We start from the raw sequence: 15205 nt of genomic DNA, 5'->3' as shown, positions 1-15205 counted from the left end.
GACCTCGACTCGACGAGAGGAACCCCTCGTGACGAAGAGTCCGGCAACGCACGCCCCCTCCGAGGCGGACCTACGCGGTCCGGTCACCGACCACCTCCGCGACGCGCTCCTGCACGACATCTTCGCCACGTGGGCGGCCAGACAGCCGGGCGCCCCCGCCGTCCGCCACCGGGGGCGCGAACTCACCTACGGGGAGCTGGCCCGGCGCTCCCGGGACGTGGCCGCGGGGCTGCTGGCCGCCGGGGCGCGCCCCGGCGACGCGGTCGGCGTCTGCGGGCGCCGGTCCCCCGAGGCGCTCGTCGCCTTCCTCGGGGTCCTGCGCGCGGGCTGCGCCTACGTGCCGCTGGACCAGGACCACCCGCCCGCCCGCGTCAACGCGATGGCCGAGGACGCGGGCGTGCGCGTCGCGGTGGTCCTTCCGGGGGCGGTGTGCCGGGTGCGGCGCCTCGCCGCGCGTGTGGGGATCGAGGCCGACACCGGGCCCGCGGCGGCCGGGCCGCTCCCTCCGACGGGCGCCACGGCCGGCGACTGCGCCTACGTCATGTTCACCTCGGGCTCCACCGGCCGGCCCAAGCCGGTCGCGGTGCCGCACCGGGGGGTCGTCCGCCTGGCGGTGTCCGACCCCCGCCTGCCCCGGCCCGGCCCGGGGGACCGGGTCCTGCACGGCTACGGCCTGTCCTCGGACGCCTCGACCATCGAGATCTGGTCGGCGCTGACGGGCGGCGCCTGCCTGGTCATCGCCGACCGGGAGGAACTGGTCTCCCCCGAGGCACTGCACCGGCGGCTGCGCGAGGACGCCGTCGACATCGCCTACCTCACCACGAGCGTCTTCCACCACGTCGCCCGGACGGACCCCGGGGCGTTCCGCGGCCTCGACTTCGTGTCGGCCGGGGGCGAGGCCATGGACCCGGACCTGGCCCGGGCCGTGCTGCGCGCCTGCCCGGACACCGAGGTCGTCAACTTCTACGGCCCCACCGAGAACACGGTGGTGTCCACGTTCCACAAGGTCCGCGGACTCGCGGACGGGGCGCGCTCGGTGCCCATCGGCCGTCCGATCGCCAACTCCACCTGTCGCGTCGTGCGCGCCGACGGGACCACCGCCCCGGCCGGTGAGGAGGGCGAGCTGCTCGTCGGCGGCGCCGGCCTCGCGCTGGGCTACCTGGGCGACGCAGACCTGACCGCCGAGCGCTTCGTGGCGGCGCCCGACGGGAGCGGGGAGCGCCTCTACCGGACCGGCGACCGTGTGCTCCTCGGCACGGACGGCGCCCTGGAGTACCGGGGCCGGATCGACCGCCAGCTGAAGATCCGGGGGCAGAGGATCGAACCCGACGAGGTCGAGGCGCGCCTGCGCGAACACCCCGACGTCGCCGAGGCCGTCGTGGAGGCCGGCGCCGCGCGCCTGACCGCCCACGTCACCCCCGCCGATCCCGGGCGCGGCGTCGACGTCGACGACCTGCGGGGCTTCTGCGCGGCCTGGCTGCCCCCGGCGGCCGTTCCCCGGGTGTTCCACCGGTGGGCGTCCTTCCCGGTCTCCGAGGCGGGCAAGGTCGACCGGGCCCGGCTCGCCGAGCGGTCCGCCCTCGCGGAGCGGTCCGCGGCCCCCGAACCGTGCGAGCCCGCGCCCCCCGCGGGGGAGGACGGCGACCGGTCGCCGCGGGACGCTGTCGCCGCGGCCTGGCGGGCGACGCTGGGGGTGACGCCCCGCCCGGGGGACGACTTCTTCCGCATCGGCGGAGACTCGCTGCTGGCGGCGGAGGCGGTCAACCGCACCCGCGCCCTGCTCGGCATCGGCGCGGAGCACGGCAGCACCCTCATCCGCTCCCTGATCGAGGGGCCGACGGTGGAGGAGTTCGCCGAGGCCGTCCGGCGCGCCCGCGCCGACGCCCCCGCCGCACGGGAGTCCGAGGAGGCCACGGACTTCGGCGCCGAGGGGCGCCTCGGTTTCGCGCTGCCCGCCCGGCGCGGCCCGGTCCCCGACCCGCGCGATCCCGCGGACGTTCTGGTCACCGGGGCCACCGGCTTCGTCGGCGCCTACCTGGTCGACCGGTTCCTCTCGCGCACCGGCGCACGGGTGCACTGCCCCGTCCGCGCCCGCGACCCCCGGCACGCCCGCCGCCGGGTGCTCGCCAACCTCGCCCGCTACGGGCTGCCGGCACGCGACCACGAGGAACGCCTCGTCTGCTTCCCCGCCGAGCTGGAGGCCGACCGGCTCGGACTGGCCCCCGACCACGCGGCGGGCCTGGCCGACCGGCTCGACCTGATCGTGCACTCCGGCGCCCAGGTCAACTTCATCTACCCCTACTCGGCCCTGCGGTCGGCCAACGTCGAGGGCACCCGCCGGATCGTGCGGTTGGCCGCGCCGCGCCGAGTCCCCGTCCACTTCCTGTCCACGATCGCCGTCCTGGCCGGGTTCGGCAGCGCGGGTGTGTGCCTGGTGGGCGAGGAGACGCCCCTGGCCCACGCCGAACGCCTCACCCTGGGCTACGCCGAGAGCAAGTGGGTGGCCGAGCAGGTGCTGCGCGACGCCGCCGGGGCGGGGCTGCCGGTGACCGTCTACCGCCCCTACGAGATCACCGGGGACCGGCGCGGCGGGATCTGCAACACCGAGACCGCGATCTGCTCGATGTTCAAGATGATCGCCGAGACCGGCACGGCGCCCGACATCGACCTGCCGATGGACTTCGTGCCGGTGGACCACCTGGCCGACACCGTCGCGCACGTGGCCACGGGCCCCTCCCCGGCGCGCGGGACCTACCACCTCACCAACCCGGCGCCGGGCCGCCTGGCCGACGTCGTGCGGCGCATGCGCGCCGCCGGGTGCGAGATCACGACCCTGCCCTACGCGGAGTGGGTCGCCGAACTGGTGCGCCATGTCGCCGAGGACCCCACCAGCCCCACCGCGCCCTTCGTGTCGCTGTGCGTGGACCGGGGCCGGGGCACCGACCTGTCGGTCAAGGAGCTGTACCTGGAGGGTGTCTTCCCGCGGCTGGACAGGACCAACGCCGAGGCGGCCACGGCCGAGGCGGGACTGGCCTGCCCGCCGGTCGACGACGCCCTCATCGACCACTACCTGGACTACCTCTTCGGCTGCGGGTTCATGCGAAGGCCCAGGCCCGCCGCCGCGGTCGCGACCGACCGCGGGCTCGCGGAAGGGGGGAGGGCGTGATGGACGACGCCGCCGGCCCGCGGGCGGCCCTGCCACCGGTCCCCGAGGCGGAGACCGGCTCCCCGGGGTCCCCCTGCGCCTACGCCGCCCTGCGCGCCGACGGCCCGGTGACCCGCGCGCGGCTCCCCGAGGGCGATCCGGTCTGGCTGGTCAGCCGGCACGACGACGTGCGCCGGGCGCTCGCCGACCCCCGGCTGGTACGCCCCGTGATCGCGACGTGGCCGCCGAGGGAGGGGGAGCAGTGGCCCCGCCGGGTCCTGACCCTGCTGGAGCTGAACGGCGCCGACCACGCCAGGGTGCGCGGCGCGGTCGCGCCCGCCTTCACACCCCGCCGACTCCAGGACCTCGAGCCCCGGGTCCGGGCCCTGGCCGAGGACCTGGCCGCCGACCTGGTACGGCAGGGGCCGCCGGGCGACCTGGTGGCGGGCTTCACCGAACCCTTCCCGCTGCGCGTGCTGTGCGCGTTCCTGGGCATCGACCACACGGGGTTCGCCGCCGTCGCCGAGCACATCGAGACCGTCCTGCAGGCCACCCGGGTTCCGCTCGACAAGACCCTGGCCGCCCTGGACGCGCTGCGCGACCACGCCGCCGCGCTGGTCGACGCCTGTGCGGGCGGGGGCGGCGAGGGCCTGCTCGCCGGGCTGGCCGCCACCCCCGCCCACGAGGGCGGCCTCGGGCACGAGGACCTGGTCAGCGTGACCATCAGCATGCTGATGGCGGGCTACAGGACCAACGTCCAGCACTTCGGGGCCGCGCTGGTGACGCTCCTGGAGCGCCCCGGACTGGTCCGGCGCCTGCGGGAGCGGCCGGGGGAGATCCCCGGGGCGGTGGAGGAGCTGTTGCGCCACGTGCCGCTCATGAACGCCATCGTCGTCCTGGTCGCCACCGAGGACCTGGACATCGGGGGACGGCGCATCCGCGAGGGGGAGGCGGTCATGCCGATCATCGCCTCCGCCAACCGGGACGGGGACGCCTTCGGGCGCGCCGACGAGTTCGACCCCGGGCGGGCCCCCAACCGCCACCTGGTCTTCGGCCGGGGACCGCACTACTGCCCGGGCGGCCACCTGACCCGCATGGAGCTGCGCATCGGACTGGAGACCCTGCTCGCCCGCCTGCCGGACCTGCGCCCGGCCGAGCCGACGGAGCGGCTCGCCTGGAACGAGGACTCGCCGCTGCGCGCACCGCTGCGGCTGCCCGTGCTCTGGTGAGGCCCGTACCCGATCCGACCGCCCACCGGAGGGAGACCACCGCCGTGACCACCACCGAACAGGCGCTGCCGCGCTATCCGTTCAGCACCCGGGGAGACCGTCTGGCCGACGAGCTCCGCGGTACCTGCCCCGTCACGCGCGTGACGACCAACGCCGGGCACGAGGCGTGGCTCGTCACCGGCTACCCCGAGGCGCGCCGGGTGCTGCGCGAGGAGCGGTTCCGCCGCGCCCGGGTGGCCGACGAGGGCAGCCCCGTCCAGGACGCCCCGGTCTTCGCCCCCGAACTGCTCGACGCCATGGCCTACCTGGGCAGGGCCGGCCTGCTGGAGGAGGCCCGGCGCCTGCTGGGCGAACTGCCGGACCTGCCGGAGGAGGAGCTCCGCGCCGAGGCGCGCCGGGGGCTGGAGGAGATGGTGGCGCGGGGAGCGCCGGGCGACCTCCAGCACCACTTCGCGGAACGGGTGGCCGGGTTGGCGATGTGCCGCGTGATGGGCCTGCCCACCGCAGACCTGCCCCGGCTCAGGCACTGGGCCGACACCGATCTCACCATGCTCCTGCCGACCGAGGAGGTCCACCGCAACTGGGAGCAGCTGCGCGACCACCTGCTCGAACGGGGGCGGAACGGCGGTGCCGGCGGGCGGGGCCTCGTCCCCCGGCTCGCGGCGATGAACACCGGGAGCGACGCGCTCACCCCGCACCAGCTCGCCAACGTGCTCGGCGTCGTCTTCGTCGCCGGCTACGAGGACCTCGCCAGCTTCCTGGGCGGCGCGGCCTTCCACCTCGCCCGGATGCCCGGCGTCCTCGCCGGGATCCGCACCGACCCCGGGTCCGTCGAGGGCCACGTCGAGGAGCTGCTGCGCTACAGCGTCCTGATGGGCAACGCCCTGGCCCGGATCTGCACCGATGACACGGAGGTGGGCGGACGGAGGCTGCGCACGGGGGACCTCGTGCTGGTCTCCGCCGACGCCGCCAATTACGATCCCGCCACCTTCCCCGACCCCGACTCCTACGACCCGTCCCGCCGCCCCAACCCGCACATGCGCTTCGGCCACGGCCCGCACTACTGCCCCGGGGCCAGGCTGACGCGCCGGGTCGGGGCGCTCGCCCTGACCGAGCTGGCCCGTCTGGAAGGGCTGAGGCTCGCCGTTCCCCCGCAGGACGTCGAGTGGCACCCCGACCGGATGGCGATCATGCCCGCCGCCGTGCCCGTCCTCTGGTGAGACCGGTCCCCACCCCGTGGACCGGCCGCCGACGCGCACCGGAACCGCCCCCGGACCCCGAGGAGTGTCCGCCCGTGCAACGACCCCCGCCCGTACCGCGCAACGGCGGACCGGCCCCCGCTCCGGTCCGGCGCCCTCCGTCGACCGGGACGCCCGGCCGCGCCCACCCGCAGAAGACCCCGGGGCAGGCCGAGGTCCTGTTCCCCGGCCTTCCCCGGACCCGGACCGGGGGCGCTCCCGGTCCGCGGCCCGACACCACGACGGCGCCGGGGTCCCGCACGGACCGCGCGCGCCGGAGCCTGTGCCCGCAAGCCCACAAGTATCGGGGGATCCACTGATGGACACCACGGCCGCCACGTACGCACCGGCCCACCACGGCGTCACCGTGCGGCACAACTTCGAGACCGCCCACCGGCTGCCGCACCTGGGCGGCAAGTGCACGAACCTGCACGGCCACTCCTGGTGGGTCGAGGTGTCGGCGGTCGCCCCGGCCCTCGACTCCAGCACGGTGGTCGAGTTCGGGGCGTTCAAGGCCGAACTGCGCTCCTGGATCGACACCCACCTGGACCACGGGGCGATGCTCGGCGTCGACGACCCGCTGGCCAAGGTGCTGGCCGACCACGGCAGCAAGCTGTTCCGCTTCGGCGCCCCCCAGCCGCTCCCCGCCGAGGAGTTCGCGGCGAACCTGCCCCACCCGACGGTGGAGGCCGTGGCCGTGCTCCTGGGCCGGGTGGCGATGGACGTCCTGGTGGGGCTGGGCCACGCGCCCGGCGCCAGGATCGAGGGCGTCCGTGTGACGGAGACCCATGTGAACAGCGCCCTGTGGCGCGGCGGGAGCGCGTGAGCGGTCCGCCCCGAGCAGTCCAGATCCCCCAGCGCGAACGAGGAGTCGGAGCCGTGACCACCAGCGCTACCGCAGCACCGTCCGACCGCCCCCAGCCCGCCTCTCCGGAACAGACAGCCGCCGAGCACGCCCGTGCCATGCTGGAGGCCCTCGGCATCCCCTGCACCAGCGAGTCCATGCGCCGCACGCCCGAACGGTACGTCCGGGCGATCACGGAGATGACCCGCGGGCTGCGCCTGGACCCGGACCGCCACCTGGGCGTGCTGTTCCCGGCGGAGTCCACCAGCCAGGGGATCATCGCGGCCGTGGACGTGCCGTTCGTGGCCCTGTGCGAGCACCACCTCCTGCCGTTCCCCGGCCGTGCCACGGTCGCCTACCTGCCGGCCCCGGGGGCGCGCATCGTCGGGCTGTCCAAGCTGGCCCGGGTCCTGCAGGAGTACGCCGCCCGCCCCCAGGTGCAGGAGCGGATCGGCGAGCAGACGGTGGCCGCGCTCGACAAGAACCTGGACGTGCGGGGGGCGGCCTGCGTCATCCGGTCCCGGCACGCCTGCATGACCCTGCGGGGCGTGGAGGCGCACGGCGCCGCCATGCTCACCACGCACCTGACCGGGGAGCTGGAGACCGATCCGGCGCTGCGGGCCCAGGTGCTCTCCTACGGGCCGTCGGAGGCGGTCTAGAGACCCCCCGCTGAAGGCCCTGGTCGGAGGCGCCACTCCGACCAGGGCCTTCGGTGTGTCCGCGGTGCGCCGCGGCCCGGCCGCCCCGGCGCGGGGCCGGCACGGGCGCGGGTCAGGACGGGGATCCGGTGGACGCACCGCCCTTGCGGGCGACGATCATCATGGTCTCCGGCGGTTGTCCGGGCTTGCGCCGGTCGGTGGCGCCGGCGTCGGACTCGGGTATGTGGTGTGCCTCCACGCGCAGTCCCGCCCCGGCGAGCAGGCTCTCGATACAGGAGGGGGAGAAGATCGTCAGGGCGTGGCCGGAGGTGGTGCGCCGCCACATCCCGCCTTCCTCCCTGGAGAAGTAGTCGATGCGCAGGTCGACCTTCTCCGGGGCGGGCACCGAGCGTTCCGCCCGGAAGACCGACATGCCGTCCTCGTGCTCGACCACCTTGGGCGCGCGGACGAGGGTCTGCGCCCCGGCCCGGTCCATCATGTCGAAGACGAACAGGCCGCCCGGCGCCAGCACGCGTGCCGTACTGCGGAAGGCGGCCGCCAGTTCGTCCTCGTCGGCCAGGTAGTTGAGCACCGCGCCCGTGCTCAGCACCGCGTCGAAGGGACCCAGCGGGGGCAGGTCCCGGGCGTCGCCCACGACGAACCTCACCAGCTCGGCTCCGGGCTTGGTCCTGGCCACCTCCAGCATGCGCGCGGAGGAGTCCACCCCTGTGACCTCGAAGCCGTCCTCGGCGAGCGGGATCGTGCCCTTGCCGGTGCCGCACCCCAGGTCCAGGAGGCGTCGGCCGGGTGTTCCGTGGTGCCGGAGCGCGCGCCGACAGGTGGCGAGCAGGTCCGGGAGGTTGTGGTCCCTGGCCATGCGGTCGTAGGAGTCGGCCGCGACGTCGTAGTCGTTGTAGACGATCGTGTCCATGGGGGAGTTGTTCCCGGAAAGCGGTCGGCGGGTACGGCGGCGGTGCGGCTCCCACCGAGCCCGCCCGGTCTTGTCCGGACTCAGGTATTTCGTTCCGAAGTCTGAGGCCGGATACGGGCACCCGTTTCATGGGAAAGGGGCTTCTGGGGGGCAGGGGGTTCGACAGTTCCCGGTGTTCTCCTCCTTCCTCTCGGAAGCGTGTCTCCGAGGGCTGAGGGCAAACTTCGCACCCTTGGTGGAGGATGGTCGCTTTTTTGGCTTCCGGGTGATTTTCCGCATGCTTGCCGGTGTGTCTTCGTGGAGCGTAGTGGGCCTTACCGCGCTGGTCGGGGACTGCGGGGGTGAAGCCCTCGAAGGAGGTTTGCGCCCGGTTCCACGGGTCCTGTGCGCACCCGGGAAGGAGTGTTCCACAGAGGAAATACCGCGGGGTTGCCCGCCTTCACATGAATGCGGGGAGACGTTTCTCGCCGGGTGTGCGCAGGGTAGTAAGCGATTGTCCTCCGAAACCGTAGGGAACGGCTCTTCGGTGTGGTGTTCCGTCCCTCTTCATTGCGAAAGGCCGCCTATGCCCTCCTCCTGTGTTCGCGTTCCCGGGGGCGGCGGCGCCCTCGCACCGGCGGCGTCCCGCGCCGTCCCCGGAGAGCCCTCCCGCACGCCGGGCGCGGTCCGTCGATGAGCGCCCCCGACCCGCGCCGCGGCACCGTGCTGCGCGGCGCCGCACTGGTCCTGACGATGGACCCGGACATGGGCGAGGGGCCGCTCGGCGCACTGGCGCACGCCGACGTCCTCATGGAGGACGGCGTGATCACGGCGGTCGGTCCCCACGTGCGCTGCGGTCCCGGCACGGAGGCCGTCGACGCGCGGGGGCGCATCGTCCTCCCCGGGTTCGTCGACGCGCACACGCACCTGTGGCAGAGCGCCATCCGCGGCCGCGGCGCCGGGCTGGGGTTCTACGACTGGTACGGAACGTGCGTGGGGCCGGTCCTTCCGGCGATCGGCCCCGAGGAGATGGACCGGTTCGTGCGGCTCTCCGCGGCCGACGCCCTCCAGTCGGGTGTGACCACCGTCGTGGACTGGGTGCCCGCCGTCGACTTCGCCGTGTCCGAGGCCTACGTGCGAGCGGTGGACGAGAGCGGTCTGCGCTTCGTGCACGCCGCGTACCAGGAGCTGCCCGACATCGGCCTCGTCCGGAAGGTCGTACAGGACCTGGTGGCCCCGACCGCGCGGGGCACGGCGCAGGTGGGCTCGGCCGCCTTCCCCGGGTACGCGGACACGGTGCGCGCCCACGCCGACCTGGCCCGGGAACTGGGAGTGGGACTCAACCTCCACCTGCTCGAACACCCCGACGACCGTGCGGAAGACCCCGTTGGCATGCTCGAGCAGGCCGGCGCGCTGGGACCGCGCACGCTGCTCAACCACGTCATCCACATCACCGGCGCGGAACTGGACCTGCTCGCCCGCAGCGGCGCCGCCGTCGCCCACTGCCCCCTGAGCAACATGCGCCTGGCGACGGGGGTGATGCCGCTGCCCGAGTTCCGGAGGCGGGGGATCCGGGCCGGCCTGGGCCAGGACGGCGGCACCAACGACTGCGGGGACATGTTCGCCTCGATGAAGGCGGCCGTGGGGCTGCAGAGGGCCGTCTCCCTGGACGCCGGGGTCTATCCCGGGCCCCGGGAGGCGTTGGCGATGGCCACCCTGGGCGGAGCCCGGGCGATCGGGGAGGCCGACCGCCTCGGGTCCCTCACACCCGGCAAACGCGCGGACGTGGTCGTGCTCGAACCGCGGGCGCTGAACTTCGCCCCACGCGGTGACTGGCCGGCGCAGCTGGTCCTCAACGGTCGCCCGGACAACGTCACGGACGTGTACGTGGACGGGATACCGCGCAAGAGCGGGGGGAGGCTGACCGGCGTGGACGTGCCCCGCCTGGTGGCGGACGCGGAGGCCGCGGCCGACCGGGTGTGGACCTGAGCAGGCGCCCCGCGGAGCGGGACGCCTGCTCGGGCCTGCCCCGCACACGGGGCGGGGCGAACCCGGTCAGAGCCGTTCGGCCTCGACCAGCCACGCCGGGTCGCTCCCGGCCGAGGAGGGAGCGCCCAGGACCGAGGCGCGCATGCTCCTCACCCACCACCCGGCCGCGGACAGGGACGTGCGCAACGCGTACTCGGAGAGGCGGCGCAGACCGGGCGCGGACGCGGGGGCGCGGTCCGACAGGCCGAGGAGGACCAGCCAGGTCCCGGGGTGGCTCACCGCGCGCAGAGCCTTCAGGTACAGGGAGCGTTCGGGATCGTCGAGGCGGTGGAAGTGCGCGATGTCCACGATGGTGGAGAAGTCGCCGACCGACGCATCGATCCGTGTGGCGTCCTCGACACGGAAGTCCACGGGCACCCGGGCCTCCTGCGCGCGCAGGACCGCCTCCGCCACGGCGGTGGGGGAGACGTCGACGGCGATCACCCGGTGACCGTGGCGGGCGAGGTGGATGGCGTTGTCCCCCGGCCCGCACCCGACCTCCAGCACCGGTGAGCAGATCCCCCCTTCGTCCTGGATCGCGACCAGCCCCCTGTGAGGGGCGGCGCCGGCCCAGGGGGCCTCCTTGAGGCGTGCGGAGCCGTCCAGACTGCTCCGGTAGAACACGTCGAAGTCGATTCGGGTCATCGTTTCTCCGGTATTCATGAGGGTATTTCCCGGTCGAGTGGGGGAGCGGCATTGTTGTCGTTCTGCCGGGAATATTCGTTCGAAAGGGGGAAGGGAACGGCCTTTGCAGGACGGTAGCACCATGGTCGGCCGCTGTCCCCGCTTTGCGAATGCCGGGAACCCCCGGACGGCCCGGCCCGGATCGGCGTCCCCGGATGGGACGAAGGCGCAGCGCCCGCCCGATGCGCCCCCGTGTCCCGGACGCCGGAAACGCATCGGAGCGCGGTCGGCGAAAGCCGCAAGGCCGACGTTTTCCTTTTCCGGGAACTCCGGGCAGTTATCAGGTTCTTTCGGTGCCGACTGCGACGGCGAAACGACTTTCCCCGCTCATGGCCCCGGCCCCGCGATGATCGGATCGACCTCCGGCGTTCATCGCGCGACGAGGAGAACGCCCCCAGGGGGCTGGAACTCCGGGAAGCGCGCCGGGCGGCTCAGGCCCCGGTGAGGCTCACCCGCTCGAGGTAGGCGTCGCGGGAGGGGATCAGGTGGGCCCGGCACGTGCTCGCCAGGAGGTCGCGGTCCCCCTCGCGCAGCGCGTCCAGCATCCGTCCGTGCTCGTGCCGACTGAGGCGCAGCGACTCCGCCGAGGTGACGGTGACCGAGCGGATGGCGTGGGCGACCCTGGCGTACCGGTTGATCGCCTCCAGCAGGGCCTCGTTGTCGGACAGCGCGAACAGCTTGCGGTGGAACTCCATGTTCGCGATCACCACGGCGCGCGGGTCGTTGGCCTCGACCGCGGCGTCGTGGCGCCGCTGGGCCCCGGCCAGGTCCTCCAGGCGCGCGGGGTCGACGGGGAACTCGATGAGCTCGGCGGCCCGCACCTCCAGCAGGTCGCGCAGGACGTAGAGGTCTCGGACCTCCTTCGCCGTGAACGACCGGACGAAGGCCCCGGCGTTGGGCCGGCGCTCGACCACGCCCCGGGACTCCAGGACCTGGAGGGCCTGGCGCACGGCGTGCCTCTTGGCCTCGAAGCGCGCCATCAGCTCGTCCTCGACGAGGCGCTCGCGGGGGAAGCGGACCCCGATGACGATCTCCTCCTCGAGGAGGTCCGCCAGCCTCGCCCCGGTCATCCGGGAGGCGGTGGTGGCCTCGGCCGTCTCGGGCATCTGCGTGCTCCCTTCCCGGCCCCGTAGGCCTTCGCGCTGGTCCGCGTCCAACGGTACTTGCGCCGGGCACGCCTCCTGTGGTTCGCTCTGCGGTGTTCATCACACATATTATCGATAATGAGGGCAATAATGCAGGACGGTCCTCCCGGGCTCCGGGGCAACCTCACCAACTACGGGGACAGCGGGTTCGCGCTCTTCCTCCGGAAGGCGTTCATCAAGGGCAGCGGGTACACCGACGACGCCCTGGACCGCACCGTCGTGGGCATCGTGGACACGGGCAGCGGCTTCAACCCCTGCCACGGCAACATGCCCCAGCTCATCGAGGCCGTGAAGCGGGGCGTCATGCTCGCGGGCGGCCTGCCGGTGGAGTTCCCCACCATCTCCGTGCACGAGGCGTTCTCCCAGCCCACGAGCATGTTCCTGCGCAACCTGATGTCGATGGACACCGAGGAGATGATCCGCGCCCTCCCGGTCGACGCGGTCGTCCTCATCGGCGGCTGCGACAAGACCGTGCCCGCCCAGCTCATGGGCGCGGCCTCGGCCGGGAAACCCGCCATCCAGCTCGTCACCGGGTCGATGCTGACCGGCTCGCACCGCGGCGTCCGGGTCGGCGCGTGCACCGACTGCCGTTCCTTCTGGGGCCGCTACCGGGCCGAGGAGATCGACGACGAGGAGATCGCCGAGGTCAACGGGCGGTTGGTGGGCAGCGTGGGCACGTGCTCGGTCGCGGGCACCGCCAGCACCATGGCGTGCGTGGCCGAGGCACTGGGCGTCTCCCTCCCGGGCAGCGCGACCCCGCCCGCCGTCACCGCGGACCGCACGCGCTACGCCGAGATGACCGGCACCCGCGCGGTGGAGATGGCCCGTGAGGGCCTGACCGTCGACAGGATCCTCACACGGGGCGCGTTCGAGAACGCCCTCCGGGTGCTCCTCGCCCTGGGCGGCTCCACCAACGGACTGGTGCACCTGGCCGCCGTGGCGGGCCGGCTCGGCTACTCGCTGGACCTGGAGCGCTTCGACGCCATGAGCAGGGAGACCCCGGTCCTGGTCGACCTCAAACCCGCCGGCGACCACTACATGGAGGACCTCCACCGCGCCGGGGGCGTCCCCAGGCTCCTGCTGGAGCTGCGCGACCTGCTCAACACCGACGAGCTCACGGTCACCGGCCGCACCCTCGGAGAGGAGCTCGACCGGGCCCCGGCGCCCTTCCCGCAGGAGGTCATCCGCACCCGCTCCGCCCCGGTCTACCCCGCCGGGGGCATCGCGGTGCTGCGCGGCAACCTCGCCCCCAACGGCGCGATCATCAAACAGGCCGCCGCCGACCCCGTCCTCATGGAGCACCGGGGGCGCGCGGTCGTCTTCGAGGACTCCGAGGACCTCGCGCGCCGCATCGACGACGAGGACCTGGACGTGACCCCCGAGGACGTGCTGGTGCTGCGCGGCATCGGCCCGATCGGCGCCCCCGGCATGCCGGAGGCCGGGTACATTCCCATCCCCCGCAAACTGGCCCGCCAGGGGGTGAAGGACATGGTCCGCGTCTCCGACGGCCGCATGTCCGGCACGGCGGCGGGCACGATCGTCCTCCACGTCTCGCCGGAGGCCGCCGCCGGAGGGCCCCTCGCCCTCGTCCGCGACGGCGACACGATCCGGCTCAGCGTCGAGGAGCGCCTCATCCACCTCGACGTCCCCGACGACGAACTCGCCGCACGCGCCCAGGAGGCCCCGCGCGCCGCAGCCGCCCCCCGGCCGGGACGCGGGTACCGCAAGCTGTACGTCGACCACGTCAACCAGGCCGAGCACGGGTGCGACTTCGACTTCCTGAGATCGGAGACCGACCGGGGCGCCGTCCCCGGCGCCCCCGCGGTCCCAGGGGCCGGCGGCGGAGGGGCGCATGTCTGAGACAGCCTGGATTCTGACCGCCTCGGTCCTGGCCGTGGTGCTCCTGCTCCTGCTCATCATCAGGTTCAGGTTCCAGCCCTTCGTCGCCCTGCTGGTCGCCGCGATCACCTTCGGCCTGGCGACCGGAACGGCCCCGCTCGACCTCGTCGAGCAGGTCGTCGACCGCATGGGCGGCGCCCTGGGCCAGGTGGCCCTGATCATCGGGCTCGGCGCCATCTTCGGCGAGGTGCTGCAACGGGCGGGGGCGGCCGAGCGCCTGGCCACGACCCTGGTGGAGAGGGTCCCCGACCGCTACCTCTCCTGGGCCCTGGGCCTGGCCGGCTTCCTCGTCTCGATCGCCGTCTTCATCGACGTCGCGATCGTCATCCTCGTCCCCCTGCTCTACGCGATCGCGCGGCGTACGGGCCGCTCCCTGCTGTACTACGGCATCCCCCTGTGCGCCGGGCTGAGCGTCACCCACACCTTCATCCCGCCCACGCCGGGTCCGATCGCCACGGCGGGCATCCTGGGGGCGGACCTCGGCCTCGTCATCGTCTACGGCGTGGTCTGCGGCCTGCCCGCGATGGCGGTGGCGGGCCCGCTCTTCGGCCGGTTCGTCGCGAAGCGGATCTTCGTCCCGGTCCCCGCCGAGGCCGACGCCGTGAGCGTCACCGCCGGCGACGGGGCGGAGGGGCCGCGGAGCGGTTCCGGAGAGGGCCCGTCCGCCTCCGGCGGCGCCGAGGAGGGCGCGGCCGACCCGCTGCCGAGCTTCGGTTCCGTTCTCGGCGCCCTCCTGCTCCCCCTGGCCCTGATCCTGGGCGGCACCACCAGCAGCCTCCTGCTGCCCGAGGGCGCCCCGGCCGCCACCGTCCTCGGATTCGTCGGCCACCCGGTGATCGCGCTCCTGCTCACCTGCCTGTACACCCTCTGGTTCTTCGGGGTGCGCAAGGGGCGCTCGGGCAAGGAGCTCCAGGAGATGGCGACCAAGGCCCTGGCGCCCGCGGGCGTGATCATCCTGATCACCGGCGCCGGCGGGGTGTTCGGCGGACTGCTGGTCGACTCGGGCCTCGGCGAGGTGCTGGCCGCGGGGATGCAGCAGATCAACATGCCGATCGTGCTCTTCGGCTTCCTCGCCGCCGCGGTCATCCGCATCTCGCAGGGGTCCGGGACCGTCGCCATGATCACCGGCGCGACGCTGACGGCGCCCCTGCTGGAGACGATCGGGGCGAGCCCGTCGCTCGCGGCGCTGACCTGTGTCGCCATCGCGTGCGGCGGAACGGCGTTCTCCCATGTGAACGACTCGGGATTCTGGATGGCCAACCGCTATCTCGGGATGTCGGTCGCGGACACGCTCAGGTCGTGGACCGTCATGAAGACCCTGGTCGGGCTGACGGGCCTCACCGTGGCGCTCGTCCTCACCCTGTTCGTCACCTGAGCCGCGGCCCCGGTGGAGGAGCGCCCGGAGCGCTCCTCCACCGGGACGGGCTGCGGGTACCGGGACCTCC

General features: G+C 73.8%; 11 protein-coding genes. 8 read left to right on the top strand and 3 right to left on the bottom strand.

The window, feature by feature from the left end:
• Nucleotides 1-28: 28 nt before the first annotated feature.
• The 5 genes from ACQPYD_RS20835 (at nucleotide 29) to folE (ending at nucleotide 7115) form a co-directional block, all read left to right on the top strand.
• Entirely contained in the window at nucleotides 29-3166 is a 3138-nt protein-coding gene (locus ACQPYD_RS20835) for an amino acid adenylation domain-containing protein (protein ID WP_433697275.1), read from the top strand.
• A complete protein-coding gene (locus ACQPYD_RS20830) occupies nucleotides 3166-4374 on the top strand; it encodes a cytochrome P450 (RefSeq protein WP_433697274.1) in 1209 nt (402 codons plus the stop codon). Before ACQPYD_RS20835 ends, ACQPYD_RS20830 begins: the two co-directional genes overlap by 1 nt.
• A gap of 44 nt (nucleotides 4375-4418) precedes the next feature.
• Entirely contained in the window at nucleotides 4419-5594 is a 1176-nt protein-coding gene (locus ACQPYD_RS20825; protein WP_433697273.1) for a cytochrome P450, read from the top strand.
• Between the two features lie 337 nt (nucleotides 5595-5931).
• Nucleotides 5932-6438, top strand: coding sequence for a 6-pyruvoyl trahydropterin synthase family protein (locus tag ACQPYD_RS20820; RefSeq protein ID WP_267945175.1), 507 nt, complete (start codon nucleotides 5932-5934; stop codon nucleotides 6436-6438).
• Nucleotides 6439-6491: 53 nt separating this feature from the next.
• Nucleotides 6492-7115, top strand: a complete 624-nt coding sequence (gene folE, locus ACQPYD_RS20815; RefSeq protein WP_433697272.1) for a GTP cyclohydrolase I — start codon at nucleotides 6492-6494, stop codon at nucleotides 7113-7115.
• 112 nt (nucleotides 7116-7227) lie between these two features.
• Here the strand turns inward: folE and ACQPYD_RS20810 are convergent, their stop codons facing one another.
• Nucleotides 7228-8025 (bottom strand): class I SAM-dependent DNA methyltransferase, encoded by a 798-nt coding sequence (locus ACQPYD_RS20810; RefSeq protein WP_433697271.1) that lies wholly within the window; start codon nucleotides 8023-8025, stop codon nucleotides 7228-7230.
• A 672-nt stretch (nucleotides 8026-8697) separates the two neighbouring features.
• Between ACQPYD_RS20810 and ACQPYD_RS20805 the strand changes: the two genes are divergently transcribed.
• A complete protein-coding gene (locus tag ACQPYD_RS20805) occupies nucleotides 8698-9993 on the top strand; it encodes an amidohydrolase family protein (RefSeq protein ID WP_433697270.1) in 1296 nt (431 codons plus the stop codon).
• Nucleotides 9994-10059: 66 nt separating this feature from the next.
• Here ACQPYD_RS20805 and ACQPYD_RS20800 read toward each other — a convergent pair whose 3' ends face one another.
• Both ACQPYD_RS20800 and ACQPYD_RS20795 read right to left on the bottom strand, forming a co-directional pair.
• On the bottom strand, nucleotides 10060-10677 hold the full coding sequence (locus ACQPYD_RS20800) for a class I SAM-dependent methyltransferase (RefSeq protein WP_433697269.1): 618 nt from the start codon (nucleotides 10675-10677) through the stop codon (nucleotides 10060-10062).
• A gap of 470 nt (nucleotides 10678-11147) precedes the next feature.
• Complete coding sequence (locus ACQPYD_RS20795; RefSeq protein ID WP_433697268.1) at nucleotides 11148-11822, bottom strand: GntR family transcriptional regulator; 675 nt, start codon at nucleotides 11820-11822, stop codon at nucleotides 11148-11150.
• A 129-nt stretch (nucleotides 11823-11951) separates the two neighbouring features.
• Here ACQPYD_RS20795 and ACQPYD_RS20790 point away from each other — a divergent pair, with 129 nt between their 5' ends.
• Entirely contained in the window at nucleotides 11952-13721 is a 1770-nt protein-coding gene (locus tag ACQPYD_RS20790) for an IlvD/Edd family dehydratase (protein ID WP_433697267.1), read from the top strand.
• Complete coding sequence (locus ACQPYD_RS20785; protein ID WP_433697266.1) at nucleotides 13714-15135, top strand: GntP family permease; 1422 nt, start codon at nucleotides 13714-13716, stop codon at nucleotides 15133-15135. The genes ACQPYD_RS20790 and ACQPYD_RS20785 overlap by 8 nt, the downstream gene beginning before the upstream one ends.
• Nucleotides 15136-15205 lie beyond the last annotated feature (70 nt).

Origin of the sequence: Nocardiopsis sp. CA-288880 (assembly GCF_050955985.1) — a bacterium.
Lineage (GTDB): Bacteria > Actinomycetota > Actinomycetes > Streptosporangiales > Streptosporangiaceae > Nocardiopsis > Nocardiopsis tropica.
This window is presented reverse-complemented; position numbering and strand designations above follow the sequence as displayed.

What these genes read in the sequence shown, in the direction of transcription:
- ACQPYD_RS20795 (WP_433697268.1), bottom strand. Translation starts at nt 11,822, where the DNA reads ATGCCCGAGACGGCCGAGGCCACCACCGCCTCCCGGATGACCGGGGCG.
- ACQPYD_RS20820 (WP_267945175.1), top strand. Translation starts at nt 5,932, where the DNA reads ATGGACACCACGGCCGCCACGTACGCACCGGCCCACCACGGCGTCACC.
- ACQPYD_RS20790 (WP_433697267.1), top strand. Translation starts at nt 11,952, where the DNA reads ATGCAGGACGGTCCTCCCGGGCTCCGGGGCAACCTCACCAACTACGGG.
- ACQPYD_RS20810 (WP_433697271.1), bottom strand. Translation starts at nt 8,025, where the DNA reads ATGGACACGATCGTCTACAACGACTACGACGTCGCGGCCGACTCCTAC.
- ACQPYD_RS20830 (WP_433697274.1), top strand. Translation starts at nt 3,166, where the DNA reads ATGGACGACGCCGCCGGCCCGCGGGCGGCCCTGCCACCGGTCCCCGAG.
- ACQPYD_RS20805 (WP_433697270.1), top strand. Translation starts at nt 8,698, where the DNA reads ATGAGCGCCCCCGACCCGCGCCGCGGCACCGTGCTGCGCGGCGCCGCA.
- ACQPYD_RS20800 (WP_433697269.1), bottom strand. Translation starts at nt 10,677, where the DNA reads ATGACCCGAATCGACTTCGACGTGTTCTACCGGAGCAGTCTGGACGGC.
- ACQPYD_RS20785 (WP_433697266.1), top strand. Translation starts at nt 13,714, where the DNA reads ATGTCTGAGACAGCCTGGATTCTGACCGCCTCGGTCCTGGCCGTGGTG.